Here is a 13,994-nt window from a genome sequence, read left to right as displayed (position 1 = left end):
ATCATAATTGGAAATAGTATCTAAATATTTAATAGAAAGGAAAATGGATATGAATAAACAAGAATTGAAAATTAAAGCTGTTCAAGTTGCAGAGATTACTAACAATTATGAGCTTGAAGTTGAAGACTATAGTGAGAAGAATGGTAAAGAGAGGGCATTTTTTTCTTGGAGAAATAGTAAAGTGAATGATTGCATAAGTATCGAGTTAGATGATAAGGGTTCTTTGATTTCTATCTCAAGAGAAATGAATAATAGAATAGATCATAGAGTTCAAATGGAAAAAGAACAATTAAAGAAGATCGCACTAGATTTTGCCAAAGATCATTATCCAGAAGTTATTCATTTATTTGAATTGAATGAAATTATAAAGAAAAGTGATTATCTGCTAAGGTTTACCTTTATTCAGAAAGAATTACAAATTGCTCTACCATATTCAGGGTTTTATGTTGATATAACTAATAAAGGAGATATCGTTAAATTTCATTACTATGGAATAGCCGAGAATATTATTAAACCAAGTGGGATGATAATAAAGGAAAATGCGAAAGAAATTTATTTAAATGATTTGAAAATGAATTTGTTAATTACAAATCTTAGTCATGATAAATATGAAAATGGAGATCATCTCCCACACTTGGTGTTTGAACCTCAATTTAATATATTTAGTTTGCCTGCAGACCCTAAAATACAAGAGGTCAATCAGGATTATGATGAAAACTTGAGCGGGTCAAATCTTGATCTTGTAAACTTATCTATTCCAGTTGAAAGAGAATCGGGTATTGAAGAACTGATAGGACTAGATTACAGTGCTTTTAAAAAAATAAGAGAAGTAGATTTAGGTTCAACTCTTGGTACCGTATGGCGAATGGAAAAGGATACACCTGTTGTTTCAGGTCATGACATATCAAGTTTTTTTCAAAAACGAAATGAAAATACGATTAAAATTATAAAAGACAAAAAAACAGGGAAAATAAAAAATATCTTTTCTTTTATGAACAAAAAGGGCTCCTTGAAATTAAATAAAGATCATTGTTATGAAATTGCTTTACAATTTTTGTTCAAGTTGTATCCCCAAGCGAGTGAGTACTTTGGAACCTTGTTATCAAAAAATGAAAATAGTAAACATGGTTTTATGTTCCATTTTAAAATGACTCATGAAGGGATACCCATACGTTCTGGAAATGTTGAATTATCTGTCAATCAATCTACGGGCACTGTTGATCATTACATGGGTCCTGATCTTGATCCGGAACAAGTAATTTCAGTAAATAAGTTACCAACGATAACAAGTTTACAAGCAAAAGAGATCGTAGAGTTAGAATTTGATGTTGAACTACAATGGGAAAGAGAAATTAAAAAGGATGAACATTATTATCAATTAGTGTACAAGCCCGTATTTCCAGCTCTTTCGGGAGAATTAGCTTTTATTGATTCACATAGTGGTGAATGCATATTAAAAAAATAGAAGAGCAACTCTATATTTGCTTTAAAAAATAAACATGACTTCGACATTCACTGACGAAGTCATGTTTATTTATGAATTTATAAAAAGTTTACTTTTTCAAAAGCAATAATTTTGTCATATTTTACACATAATAAATAATTGACAGAACAATAATGATTTAGGTAAGATAGTTCATGTGACATATAGTTCATCACATGAACTATTATATAAATGACAAAGGGATGGTGAGATGGATAAAAAAAAGTTAAATTCTTTGATCGAACGATATGAAGAAGTATATGTAGTCGCATCAAGGAAAATAAACTCGATGATGGAAGAGCAATTAGAGATTGAACTAACGAAGGATCAGTTTTCTACCCTGCGATTTTTAAAATTTTTTGGACCTTGTCCCTCCTCAGAACTAGCAGAATTGTGTGATGTAAATCGAAGTGCAATTACAGCCATGGTGGATCGATTAGTTTCAAAAGGCTTTGCAACTAGAATTCCTAGTGATAAGGATCGCAGGGTCATTTTAATCAAAATTACTGAACAAGGGAAAATTGTATTAGAAAAAGGACAAGAAAAGGTTCATCAATTTATAGGATCATTTCTACATCATTTTGAGGAAAAAGAAATAGAGCAGTTTATAACTATGTACGAAAAAATTGCAAGAGTGCTTACAGACCAAATTGAAAGGGATATATAAATGAACACAATCATAAAAGGTAGATGGTTTATTTTATTATTATGGATCGCAGTCATTATTTCATTACTATTTACCGCTCCTAACATGGGAGAGTTAGTACGTGAAAAAGGTCAAATAACTGTACCAGAAGGATATTCATCATCGATTGCAGATGAAATCTTAGTTAACAATAAAAACGAAAATAGTATTTCCAGTGCTTTAGTATTTCATAATCCTGATGGTTTAACAGATGATGATATAAAACAAATTGAAGAAGCAATTGGGAATTTAGATAATAACAAATCTTCACTAGGAATAACGGAACTTATATCACATATTAATACTCCAGAAATGTCTGATGAATTAATTTCTGAGGATAATAAAACGATGATCGCATCTTTGTCTGTTGATCAAAACGATAGAGAGGTTTCTGAGGTTAGAGATGAGTTAATATCAGCAATTGGACCCATTTCGGTTCATAACTATTTTACAGGTGCAGAATTTATAAATGAAGATGTAATTATCAGCTCGCAGGAAGGTTTAAGAAAAACGGAAATTATTACAGTCGTATTTATTTTACTCATTCTGTTTGTAGTTTTTAGATCAGTGGTTGCTCCGATTATACCACTTGTAACAGTAGGTATTACTTTTATAGTCAGTCAATCTATTGTTGGATTCTTAGTCGATTGGTTTGATTTTCCTTTTTCTACTTTTACGCAAATCTTTTTAGTTGCAATATTATTTGGAATTGGAACGGATTATTGCATATTATTGCTCAGTCGTTTTAAGGAAGAACTTTCAAAATATGATGATATTAAAAGTGCAATCATTCAAACCTATAAAACTGCAGGTAAAACGGTTATATTCAGTGCATTGGCTGTATTGATCGGATTTTCAGCTATTGGTTTTTCTACTTTTAGTTTGTATCAATCTGCTTCAGCTGTTGCCATCGGTATAGCTATTTTAATGTTGGCATTAATAACGATTGTTCCATTTTTTATGGCTGTTTTAGGAAAAAAATTATTCTGGCCAGTCAGAGGAAAGATTGAACATAAACAAAGCAAATTATGGGAGTCTATAGGAAAGTTTTCCTTAGCCCGTCCTTTAGTAGCTTTAGGTCTTGTCATCATAATTGTTGTTCCATTGTATATTTCTTATGATGGGGATCTCTCTTTTAATTCATTAGATGAGATTGGGGATGCTTATGATTCTGTAAAAGGGTTTGAAATTATAGCGGATAGTTTTGGACCTGGAGATTCTATGCCTGCAAAAATTGTTATTGAGCACGATGAAGAACTAGATAAGGTGAAATATTTAAATATAATTGAGGAAATAAGTAGAGAAGTTGCTAAGCTAGACAGCGTTGATAAAGTAAGGAGTGCTACTAGACCTTTAGGTGAAGAAATTGAAGATTTTTATGTTGCTTCACAGGTTGAAGCACTTGACGAAGGTTTGCAAGAGGGAAATAAAGGGATTATCGAGATAAGAGACGGACTATTAGAAGCAAGTCAGGGACTTCTTGAATCAAAACCTGAACTTGAGCAAGCTTCATCAGGCATAGATGAATTGGTTTCTGGTACTTTGGATTTAAAAACAGGTGTTTCAGAACTAAAGGGTGGTTTGTCGAAGATAGAAAAAGGATTGAGAGAGGGCTCAATTGGATCGTCTGAATTAAAAACTGGACTTGATGAGGCTAATCAAAATTTAGAAACATTAATTGTTGCTAGCGAAGAATTATTAGCAGGTTATACTTCTGTAGGATCAGGTTTAGGACAAATTCATGAATCCTATACTCAGATAGGAACAACTTTAAATGAAATTCAAACTGCATTATCTGGATTAGATACACCTTTCAGTAACTTAGTAGAAAATTATCCACAACTGGCTAGTGATCCTGATTTCTTAACCATTCAAGGCACAGTATCACAAGTACAACAAGGTGTTTTGGAGTTAACACAAGGGTTACAGGTTTTAAATTCAGAGCTGCTTACAGTTAAAAATGGAATGGTGGAAGCAAATAGCGGATTTGAAGAGATTAATACAGGGCAGCAAGCACTTCATAGTGGATTATTACAAATCAGCGAAGGAATCAAAGGCCTTCAAATTGGTTTTGATGCTGCTGCAAATGGACAACAACAAGTTATTCAGGGAATTCCAGGAATGGAGCAAGGTATTTCTCAAATAGCAAGTGGTCAAGGTGAAGTAAAAGGTGGATATGATGAACTAATAGGTCAATTAGACTCACTTCAAGAAGGAATGTCAGTCAGTGCTGATGGTTTAACTCAAGTATCTGAAGGGTTGGAAGTGGCTCAAGATTATTTAGGTCAGCTTTCTTCAGATTCGAATAAAGAAAACTCTGGTTTTTATCTACCTCCAGAAGTCATCGAAGAACCTGAATTCCAACAAGTATTTGATACGTATTTAAAAAATGATCGAACAACTGCTATCTTTGATGTCATTTTAACAGACAACCCATATTCTAAAGATGCTATGAATGCGATTGAAGAAATTGAAAGCATCGTGATTGAGTCTGTAAAAGGCACTGATTTGGAAAATGATCGATTTGGAATAACAGGTGTAACATCAATCAATGCGGACTTAAAAGGAATTTCAGATGAAGATTATAATAGAACAATGATTATTATGTTGATTGGTATTTCAATTATTCTAATATTATTACTTCGTTCAATTGTAATGCCTATATATTTAGTGATTTCACTAATTCTTTGTTATTTTACTTCAATGGCATTAACCGAATTCATTTTTACAAATGTTTTAGGTTATGCCGGACTAAACTGGGCCATTCCATTCTTTGGCTTTGTGATGTTAATGGCACTGGGTGTCGATTACAGTATCTTTTTAATGGATCGTTTCAACGAATACCGTGATAAATCAGCTACTGAAGCCATTTTGTTAGCTATGAAAAATATGGGTACCGTGATTATATCTGCAGCAATTATTCTTATCGGAACATTTGCAGCCATGTATCCATCGGGTGTATTATCACTTGTTGAAATTGCTACGGTAGTTGTAACTGGATTAGCTTTATATTCTGTCATATTTTTACCATTTTTCGTACCCGTCATGGTTAAACTTTTTGGAAAAGCAAATTGGTGGCCATTTCAAAAATAAACTATAATCAATTAGCCTCAATCATGATTAGTAAACAAACACCTGTTAAATACAGGTGTTTGTTTTTTGTGAAGTTAGCCAATTGAAATGCGATTCATCTCATCATCATTTTGAGACCAATCTGTTATTAAAATTCATGGAGTCTTTTACTTAATATGATGAAAAAGTTGAATACCTCTAAAGATGTTGAATATATTTTAAATGATGATTAAGGTTATCTCTGTTCAAATGATAAAAAGGAGGGAGAAAATGCATAGTAGTAAAATTGATAGAGTTGCTTATATACATGCTTTGGGGGATGATGTAAGGATTGTTACAGGAGACAAATTTATATCTGTTGCCAAAAATACGGTAATGGCACATCCTTTCAATACAAACTTTCATGTTGAAGGTGACGCAGTATTGCATACTTATCATGGTTCTATTCATCTTAGAGGAGGAGAAGATCAAGATTAATTAAAGTTATAGAAAGGAGATGAAATATGAGCAGAAATAAAACTGATAGATGTGCTTATATACAAGCTTTAGGGGATGATGTAAGGATTGTTACTGGGGATAAGGTTATAGAGGTTCCCAAAAATACTGTCATGTCACATCCTTTCAGTACAAATTTTCATGTTGAAGGTGACGCGGTATTGCACACTTTTTTTGGTTCTATTCATCTCAGAGGAGAGGAAGATCAAAAGTAAGACAAGGTTGCCCATTTCTCTATCAACAGCAGTGTACCTAGAGACATATTTATTGACCACTGGTTTATATATCAAGTTAAAAAAAGGAGGAGAAATATGAGCAGATATAGGACTGATAGATGTGTCTCTATACAAGCTTTAGGGGATGATGTAAGGATTGTTACTGGGGATAAACTGATAGATGTTCCTAAAAATACGGTAATGGTCCATTCTTTCAGTACAAACTTTCATGTTGAAGGTGACGCAATTTTGCATACTAGTCATGGTTCTATTCATATCAGAGGAGATGTAGATCAGTAAGATTAAGATATTGCCACAATTGTATTAATCTTAGAGCATAGCTTAAATCTAATTTAACCTTAAATGTATAGGGGCGCCAGACATTGAATCTGTTTGGTGTCCTTTTATTTTAAGTTTAAATATTTTTTGCAATTACATCTACATATAACATCACAAATTTTTCTCATGAGAATAGGATACATATTAATGATATGAAAGGGGGATTTATGATGAACCCAAATGTAAATCGCAAGTTCCAAAAAAGTTATAGAGAAGCTCTGTATAGACCTTCATATACACACGGTGTTATTTATAATAATCAATATATCAATCCATATCAGTTTACAATGTCACATCCTTTAGTATATTCACAATCTAATCAACATCCCTCAAACAGTCAATTTGTTCGTAATACTCAACAAATGATAGAAGAACCGATACAAATTCCTGAACAAGGATTATGCAAGCAAGTATTTACAGCAATTTATGCAGCTATTATAGGTGAAGCAACTGCGATAGATTTTTATACTAGATTAGCTAAAGTAGCCCCAGATCTAAAGCATAAAGCTGACATACTTCATGCTTTAGAGGATGAAAAAAAACACTTAAAAAAATTTACAGCCTTATATACAAAATTAACGGGTCAAATTCCAAAATACACTATAGAACCAGTTCAATTTGAATCTTACAAGGAAGGCTTAGAAATGGCTTATAGGGATGAATTAGAAGCATATGAAGATTATCGAGATGCTTATCTCTTGACACAGAATTTGACAGTAAGAGATGTTTTTTTACTTGGGTATTCGGATGAAATAGAACATGCAATTAGGTTTGGATTTTTAATGCAATCTCTTTAAAAATATATAGTATGAATTCAGATGGAAATACTCTACAATGATAATAAAGTATACCTATAAATGGGAAACCATAAGGAGGTTATCATTTGTCTGATCATGCTATCGTTGTTCAAAATTTAGTGAAGACCTTTAAAGGAGATGTGAAAGCAATTCAAGACATATCCTTTGAGGTTAGGGAAGGGGAGTTCTTTGCATTTTTAGGACCTAATGGTGCAGGAAAATCAACAACGATACAAGTGCTCACAACCTTACTTAATCCAACTTCTGGCAGTGCAGTTGTATCAGGATTCGACGTAGAGAAAGACCCATTTTCCATTCGAAGAAAAATAGGTGTTGCCTTACAAGAAACTGGAATAGATCCTTCCCTTACTGGAAGGGAATTATTACACTTGCAAGCAAGATTGTTTGGCTTCTCAAAGTCAGATGCAAAAAAACGTGCTCAAGAATTATTAGAATTAATAAACTTAACAGATGATGCTGATCGTAAAGTTGGAAAATACTCTGGAGGTATGCGTAGACGATTAGATTTGTCACTGTGTCTTGTTCATCGACCTGAAATCCTATTTTTAGATGAGCCAACAACGGGTTTAGATCCATATAACAGAAATGCGATTTGGGATGAAATACGAACTTTGAATCGAGAGTTTGGAACTACTATTTTTTTAACAACACAGTATTTAGAAGAAGCTGATCAATTAGCCGATAGAATCTCTATCATTAACAAGGGTGAAATTGTTGCTTCAGGAACTTCACAACAATTGAAAAAAACGGTAGGTATGGATGTAATTGATTTAACTTTTCATCAAATAGAGGATGCAGAAAAAGCAAAAGATGTACTAACTCCATGGATGAAAGATTTTAGACTGACTAATGAAGAACTAACTCTTTATGTAGATAACGGTGCAGATTGTCTACCAGAAATGGTTCGGAAATTAGACGGAGAAGGCATTCCTCCTATAAGTTTGAATTTAGCGCCGCCGACTCTCGATGATGTTTTTTTACAGGTGACAGGGGATCATCTAGAAGAGAAGGGAAAGAGACAGGAAGGGGTGGTGTCTAAATGAATCCAACCTCTACTTTTATTGTTGATACATATTTAATGACAAAACGAAGTACAATTGCTATATTCCGAAATCCATTTATATTCATACCTAATATCATCATTAGTTTATTTTTTTTAGTCGTGTACCAAGCGGGTCTAAGTGGAATTTCCAATATTCCTGCCTTTGATGGAGCTAGTTATCTTGCTTTTATTTTACCCGTATCCATTGTAAGTGGAGCAATAGGTGGGTCTGGAGGAGCAGGACAATCATTAGTACGAGATTTAGAAAATGGATATTTTTCAAGGCTACTTTTAACTCCAACCTCAAGAATAGCCATCGTATTAGGTCCAATAATAGCTGGGATGATTCAACTATTTATTCAAACGGTATTAATTCTATTGGTAGGTTTATGGATGGGATTAGAAATAGCAGCTGGGTTTGGAGGAGCGATCGTTGTTATTTTATTAGCTGCTGGGTTTGGACTAGCGTTTGCAGGATATTCTGTGGCTTTTGCTTTGAAAACGAAGGATGCTCAGGCTTCGCAAGCAGGAACCTTTGTCTTTTTCCCACTAGTTTTTTTAAGTACAACATTTGTTCCTTATGAACTTATTGAAGCAGATTGGTTAAAGTTTGTTTCAAAAATAAATCCCACTACATACATTTTTGATGGTATGCGCTCGGTATTAATTGAAGGGTGGGAAGCTGAGCCGTTGCTGTATGCAGCGTTAGTGATTGTATTGATTTGTTCCATTACGATAACATTTGCATCTTTAAGTGCGAAAAAAGCAGTGAGTCGTGATTAGGTTACTAAAATGAGGTTGTGGTATGATAAGGCTTGGTGAATTAACGAACAAATAACGATATAAAGATAATAAAAGATGAGGTGTTATCATGAAAGAATGGAAAGAAATTACTACTTTAGAGGAATGGAAAAGTTATTTTGATGGATCTAGAGAAAATCCCTTTGTAATTTTAAAACATAGTACGACTTGCCCTGTAAGCTCAAATGGTTTGAGTGAGTTTGAAAAATACTTAACAACTAAACCAAATGAAGAAGTGGAATATTTAATGGTGAAGGTCATCGAATCAAGACCTGTATCTAATCAGATTGCTGAAGATTTAAATGTTAAGCATGAATCTCCACAAGTGATTTATGTAAAAAATCGAGAACCTTACTGGAATGCATCCCATTGGTCCATAACAGAAGAACACATGAAAGCAGTGTTGGATTAAAAGAATTAATATAAATGATAAACCCACAAAATGGTTCTTGTTGCGGAATCATTTTGTGGGATTTTCCATTATACCTCGCTTTTTAATATTCGCAATCGATAACAATTCATCGCTGTATCACCAAGCTCCTGTATAAGTCCAAAATTAGCCCATGCTCCTACTACAGCACCAATACCAGGAAGCATTTGCAACATTTTTCTAAAATCCAAAGAATCCCGATACTCCTGTTGGAACTTCTCCCAATCAATGCTGTCAGGGTCATTTAAAGTTTTCGCTGTTGAATCCCAGTTATGAATGCTGCTTAATGTTTTTAATCGGTGATCATAGCCAGAAAAAGCTAATTGAAAAATATTCAGGATGTATAATCTTTCGTGAAAATACTTTGTATTAAATCCATAAATATGAGCTAATTCAAATAGAAGCTTCATTTTTATAGATAAAAGTGCTGGGAAATCAACCAATCCTAAAAAAATACCTCCAGCTCCTGTTCCTGCACCTTCAATCGCTCCTATTTTTTTATATTTTTTAATCCATTCTTTTGCTTTTTGATCCTTGATTTGTAGAGGTAATTCAGTAGCTAGGACTTTTCCCTTAGGAGTAATGTCAACACCATAAATAATGGATTGTATCATACCTTTTATTGCTGCAGTTATGGTATCATGTGCTTTTTTGGGGATTTTTTGATTTATTTTTTTTGATAAACCTCTAGAACTTTTTTCTAAGATTCCAGGTTTTTTTTGCAATTGAAGTATCCATTGTTGTAACTCTAAATTAATTTGTTCTTCATATCTCATGAAATCAAATACCTTTCTTTAAAAAAATATAACTCTACAAACAAAAAACCACACATTTTATATGAAGTTATTGTAACACTATTTTTAAAATTGAAGAATAATATATATGCTGAATTTATTAAATAAAGCCTTAACATTTAAATGTTTGATGGATGTTTATTCCATCTTGACAGTTTGTATCTTTTCCTTCATATTTCAATATAGAACACAAAAAAATAAAGGTTAAAGTGGTGAAGTTATGTTTAGGTCAAAAATCGATCAAAAATATGTAGAAGACATACTGATGAAGTTATTATCTACTCCAAGTCCAAGTGGATTTTGTCATGATATTATGAAGAAAGTAGAGGAGGAAGTTTTAAAACTTGGGTTCTCATTTGAAAAAACGAATAAAGGGAATGGTTTAATTACGATTCAAGGTGCTACAGATCAGTGTCTTGGTTTATCTGCTCATGTAGATACTTTAGGTGCCATGGTACGTTCTATTACTGGGGAAGGAACTTTAAAGCTAACACTTATCGGTGGGTATATGTTGAATGCAATTGAAGGTGAGTATTGTAAAATCCATACACGAGATGGACGTGTATATGAAGGAACGATTCTAACGACACATCCATCTGTTCATGTATATAAAGATGCAAGAGATATGAAACGTGAAGATAAAAATATGGAAGTTCGTATTGATGAGATCGTACATTCTAAATCAGATGTAGAAGAATTAGGGATTCGTGTCGGGGATTTTATCTCTTTTGATGCTAGACCAAAATTATTTGAAAATGGATTTATAAAATCTAGACATTTGGATGATAAAGCAAGTGTAGCCGCTTTGTTTGGATTTATGGAATTGATGAATAGAGAAAATATTCAACCGGAAAAAACAATCAAAATCTTTATTACTACATATGAGGAAGTAGGACATGGAGCAGCCTTCATCCCTCAAGATATTGAAGAATTCATTGCGATTGACATGGGGGCTATTGGAGACGATTTATCTTGCTCAGAATTAGATGTTTCCATTTGCGCTAAAGATTCTTCAGGTCCATATGACTATGATATGACTAGTAGGTTAATCGAATTAGCTAAAGAAGAGGAAATAGATTATGTAGTAGACATCTATCCACAGTATGGTTCAGATGCATCTGCAGCTTTAAACGGAGGGAATGACATACGAGCTGCATTAATTGGTCCTGGTGTACATGCATCCCATAGTATGGAACGTACTCACATGAAAGCAATTATCAATACAGGTGCTTTAATTTCTGCCTATGTTCTCAAATAATTCATAGAATTTACACAATTTTACTTTTTAAAAATGAAACTTTTTTCATAGAATTACGTTTAATAGTAATGAGCTTATTTTAAAAAAGAAAAAAGGGAGAGGATTTGTTGTGAAAAGAAATAAAGTCTTTTCATTTGCAGGGGTATTTGTTCTGTTTATGGGAATCATACTTACTGGTTGTCAATCTGTTGGAGGAGTAGACATAAACAAAGCACTTATATCACAGTTTGATGTATCTACATATGAAGGTTCTGGGGAATATTCTTTCGAATTTATTGTTGATGAAAGTGTAGAACTATCAGAAGATGAGGCAAAAATTTTAGAATATGTAAACAATGTGAAATTAGTAATCGATGATATTAAATCTGAAGATGCATTTAAACAATCAATGAAAGGATCTTTACAGTTACCTGTATTGGAAGACATTCCTTTTGAATTAGTTTTGAATCAACATTATAGTGAACTTAATTACACATTTTTAATCGATGGTATTGAAAAACCAATTCATTTAGGATTAGATTCACTAGAAGAAATTTCTAATGAATCATTTGAATCGATATCTGATCTTGAAGATTTTCAACAAACGAGCATAGACTTACAAAAACTTATTGCTGATTTTATAATCAGTAACGCACCGAACCCTTCAACTGTTACTGTTGATAGTGTAGAAGAGGAAATCAATGGGCAAGATGTTGATTTAAAGAAAGTTCACATTAAAATCAATGGCAGTGAATTGCTACCTTTATTGGTAGAAACGATTCAAAATATGTTTGAAGATGAAGAGAAACTAAAGCAATTAATTGCAGAATTGTATGACTTATATATACCAATCATGGAATCTGTAATGACAGAAGAAGACCTATTGGATCCTAGTATGCAATTGATGTTAAATAGAGATCTAGCTATTGAGTTCGTTTATACAACATTAATCACAGAAGTTAAACCTTTTGTAGAAGAATTAGATGTGATGCTTGAGGAATTTAATAATGATCCAACAATAGATGCTATTTTCAGCGAAGAAAATTATTTAACATTGGATTTATTCGTAGATAAAGATTTAAACATTCGTAAACAAGCAATGGAATTAGTTATTCAACCTGAATTGGAAGAGTTTTCTGCAATTAAAGGATTTAAATTTCACGGTGAAAATGAAATGTGGAATATAGATGGAGATGTAGAAATCGATGAAATTGATACTACGAATGCAATAAACATTATGGATATAGAAAATGCTTCTTCTCCTGCGTTTTTATTTAAAGAAATGGATAAAACATCTTCATTATATCAATTGTTAAGTTTAATGGAACTGAATCAAATGGAAGTTTTATTGTATCCTCAGGATGATAAAGAGTTAGCGCATCTTTTTGATGAGCCATTTGTAGAAAATGGAGTAACTTATGCACCATTGCGTTATGTTTCTAATGAATTGGATGCTAATGTGAAATGGGATGGAGATACTAAACAGATTAACATTGTTGACAACATAACGGGTAAAGAGCTTGTTTTTGCAATTGAAAACAATGAAGTGTTGGTAGATGGTGAAACTGTTCAACTGGAAACAAACGTAATCATTATTGATGGAAAATCTTTTGTACCACTAAGATTTATTGTAGAAAATTTAGATAGTGAAATTTATTACGATAATGATATAAAACGTATTACGATAACAAAAGAATATTAAACTAACAAAATAGAAAACGGGTATTGGTGATTTACACCAATACCTTTTTTTTTTTGTTTAAGCAGTTAGAAAAAGTACATGAGAAAATCAAAGAGAAAGGTAATTGTTAAATGATATATGATAGACTAATATAAATTATAGAAACAAGTACAATTAGGAGGAAATCACTTGACAACTACAAAACTGTATATTACTAGACACGGACAAACCGAGTGGAATTTAGAAAAAAGAATGCAGGGTCACAAAGATTCTCCATTAACTTCGTTAGGGATTCAACAAGCAGAGTGGTTAGGAGAGTCATTGAACGAAACAGCGATTGATATTATTTATACTAGTTCAAGTGGAAGAACGAGGGAAACAGCCAAGCTTGTCAGGAATCAAAGAGAAATAGAGATCATTCCATCAGATGTATTAAAAGAAATAAACATGGGAGAATGGGAAGGGCAGATCATTAGTGAACTTGAACAAAAATATCCTGAACAGCACCATGCATTTTGGAAAACACCCCATTTATATGAATCGATGGGGGGAGAAACTTTTCAGGATTTGCATAATCGGGTAATCCCGTTTGTAAAGGATATTTTATTAAAACACAAAGGGAAAACGATTTTAATTGTAACACATGGCCTTACATTAAAAACCATTATGTCTTACTTTGAGAAGAAAGAATTGATGGATTTTTGGGATTCTCCACATATTCATCAAACTAGTCTTAGTATGGTAGAAATTGAGAGGGATGAGGCTTTTATTCGTTTGCATGGAGATACCTCTCATTATAAGGAATTGGCTTAATAAAAATCTGATAGTTTGCAAATAGTATATGATTTTAGGTTTCATCATTTTTTTTCAATAACCAAGTGTATTTTATTACACTTGGTTAT

General features: G+C 32.8%; 14 protein-coding genes. 13 read left to right on the top strand and 1 reads right to left on the bottom strand.

The window, feature by feature from the left end:
- Window positions 1-49: 49 nt before the first annotated feature.
- The 10 genes from EPK97_RS11530 (at window position 50) to ytxJ (ending at window position 9,362) form a co-directional block, all read left to right on the top strand.
- On the top strand, window positions 50-1,465 hold the full coding sequence (locus EPK97_RS11530; RefSeq protein ID WP_162036777.1) for a YcdB/YcdC domain-containing protein: 1,416 nt from the start codon (window positions 50-52) through the stop codon (window positions 1,463-1,465).
- A gap of 229 nt (window positions 1,466-1,694) precedes the next feature.
- A complete protein-coding gene (locus EPK97_RS11525) occupies window positions 1,695-2,150 on the top strand; it encodes a MarR family winged helix-turn-helix transcriptional regulator (protein WP_162036776.1) in 456 nt (151 codons plus the stop codon).
- Window positions 2,151-5,261 (top strand): MMPL family transporter, encoded by a 3,111-nt coding sequence (locus EPK97_RS11520; RefSeq protein ID WP_162036775.1) that lies wholly within the window; start codon window positions 2,151-2,153, stop codon window positions 5,259-5,261.
- Window positions 5,262-5,510: 249 nt separating this feature from the next.
- Window positions 5,511-5,717 carry a hypothetical protein gene (locus EPK97_RS11515; RefSeq protein ID WP_162036774.1) on the top strand — a complete coding sequence of 69 codons (207 nt, stop codon included), beginning with the start codon at window positions 5,511-5,513 and terminating at the stop codon, window positions 5,715-5,717.
- 26 nt (window positions 5,718-5,743) lie between these two features.
- A complete protein-coding gene (locus tag EPK97_RS11510; RefSeq protein ID WP_162036773.1) occupies window positions 5,744-5,950 on the top strand; it encodes a hypothetical protein in 207 nt (68 codons plus the stop codon).
- A 96-nt stretch (window positions 5,951-6,046) separates the two neighbouring features.
- Window positions 6,047-6,250, top strand: a complete 204-nt coding sequence (locus tag EPK97_RS11505) for a hypothetical protein (protein WP_162036772.1) — start codon at window positions 6,047-6,049, stop codon at window positions 6,248-6,250.
- A gap of 209 nt (window positions 6,251-6,459) precedes the next feature.
- Entirely contained in the window at window positions 6,460-7,086 is a 627-nt protein-coding gene (locus EPK97_RS11500) for a ferritin-like domain-containing protein (protein WP_240903792.1), read from the top strand.
- Window positions 7,087-7,172: 86 nt separating this feature from the next.
- A complete protein-coding gene (locus EPK97_RS11495) occupies window positions 7,173-8,150 on the top strand; it encodes an ATP-binding cassette domain-containing protein (RefSeq protein ID WP_170295519.1) in 978 nt (325 codons plus the stop codon).
- Entirely contained in the window at window positions 8,147-8,932 is a 786-nt protein-coding gene (locus tag EPK97_RS11490) for an ABC transporter permease (RefSeq protein ID WP_162036771.1), read from the top strand. The genes EPK97_RS11495 and EPK97_RS11490 overlap by 4 nt, the downstream gene beginning before the upstream one ends.
- Before the next feature lie 88 nt (window positions 8,933-9,020).
- The gene (ytxJ, locus tag EPK97_RS11485; RefSeq protein ID WP_162036770.1) at window positions 9,021-9,362 is read left to right on the top strand and encodes a bacillithiol system redox-active protein YtxJ; all 342 of its coding nucleotides are present in this window, start codon (window positions 9,021-9,023) and stop codon (window positions 9,360-9,362) included.
- 68 nt (window positions 9,363-9,430) lie between these two features.
- On the opposite strand, the gene EPK97_RS11480 is transcribed toward ytxJ, so the two are convergent.
- Window positions 9,431-10,156 carry an EcsC family protein gene (locus EPK97_RS11480; RefSeq protein WP_162036769.1) on the bottom strand — a complete coding sequence of 242 codons (726 nt, stop codon included), beginning with the start codon at window positions 10,154-10,156 and terminating at the stop codon, window positions 9,431-9,433.
- 238 nt (window positions 10,157-10,394) lie between these two features.
- Here EPK97_RS11480 and EPK97_RS11475 point away from each other — a divergent pair, with 238 nt between their 5' ends.
- From EPK97_RS11475 to EPK97_RS11465, 3 genes are all read left to right on the top strand, one after another.
- Window positions 10,395-11,432, top strand: a complete 1,038-nt coding sequence (locus EPK97_RS11475; protein WP_162036768.1) for a M42 family metallopeptidase — start codon at window positions 10,395-10,397, stop codon at window positions 11,430-11,432.
- A gap of 109 nt (window positions 11,433-11,541) precedes the next feature.
- Window positions 11,542-13,113, top strand: coding sequence for a stalk domain-containing protein (locus tag EPK97_RS22415; protein ID WP_162036767.1), 1,572 nt, complete (start codon window positions 11,542-11,544; stop codon window positions 13,111-13,113).
- A gap of 168 nt (window positions 13,114-13,281) precedes the next feature.
- Window positions 13,282-13,905: a histidine phosphatase family protein gene (locus tag EPK97_RS11465; RefSeq protein ID WP_162036766.1), complete on the top strand. Its 624-nt coding sequence runs from the start codon at window positions 13,282-13,284 to the stop codon at window positions 13,903-13,905.
- Window positions 13,906-13,994 lie beyond the last annotated feature (89 nt).

It is taken from the genome of Chengkuizengella sediminis, from assembly GCF_010078385.1.
Classification (GTDB): Bacteria; Bacillota; Bacilli; order Paenibacillales; family KCTC-33759; genus Chengkuizengella; species Chengkuizengella sediminis.
The sequence above is the reverse complement of the archived record's forward strand: the minus strand, read 5'-3'. Positions and strand labels throughout refer to the sequence as shown.

Excerpts from the sequence above, each read along its gene's own strand:
- EPK97_RS11515 (WP_162036774.1), top strand. The coding sequence starts at position 5,511 with ATGCATAGTAGTAAAATTGATAGAGTTGCTTATATACATGCTTTGGGG.
- EPK97_RS11505 (WP_162036772.1), top strand. The coding sequence starts at position 6,047 with ATGAGCAGATATAGGACTGATAGATGTGTCTCTATACAAGCTTTAGGG.
- EPK97_RS11530 (WP_162036777.1), top strand. The coding sequence starts at position 50 with ATGAATAAACAAGAATTGAAAATTAAAGCTGTTCAAGTTGCAGAGATT.
- ytxJ (WP_162036770.1), top strand. The coding sequence starts at position 9,021 with ATGAAAGAATGGAAAGAAATTACTACTTTAGAGGAATGGAAAAGTTAT.
- EPK97_RS11475 (WP_162036768.1), top strand. The coding sequence starts at position 10,395 with ATGTTTAGGTCAAAAATCGATCAAAAATATGTAGAAGACATACTGATG.
- EPK97_RS11510 (WP_162036773.1), top strand. The coding sequence starts at position 5,744 with ATGAGCAGAAATAAAACTGATAGATGTGCTTATATACAAGCTTTAGGG.
- EPK97_RS11500 (WP_240903792.1), top strand. The coding sequence starts at position 6,460 with ATGAACCCAAATGTAAATCGCAAGTTCCAAAAAAGTTATAGAGAAGCT.
- EPK97_RS11525 (WP_162036776.1), top strand. The coding sequence starts at position 1,695 with ATGGATAAAAAAAAGTTAAATTCTTTGATCGAACGATATGAAGAAGTA.
- EPK97_RS11520 (WP_162036775.1), top strand. The coding sequence starts at position 2,151 with ATGAACACAATCATAAAAGGTAGATGGTTTATTTTATTATTATGGATC.
- EPK97_RS11480 (WP_162036769.1), bottom strand. The coding sequence starts at position 10,156 with ATGAGATATGAAGAACAAATTAATTTAGAGTTACAACAATGGATACTT.
- EPK97_RS11490 (WP_162036771.1), top strand. The coding sequence starts at position 8,147 with ATGAATCCAACCTCTACTTTTATTGTTGATACATATTTAATGACAAAA.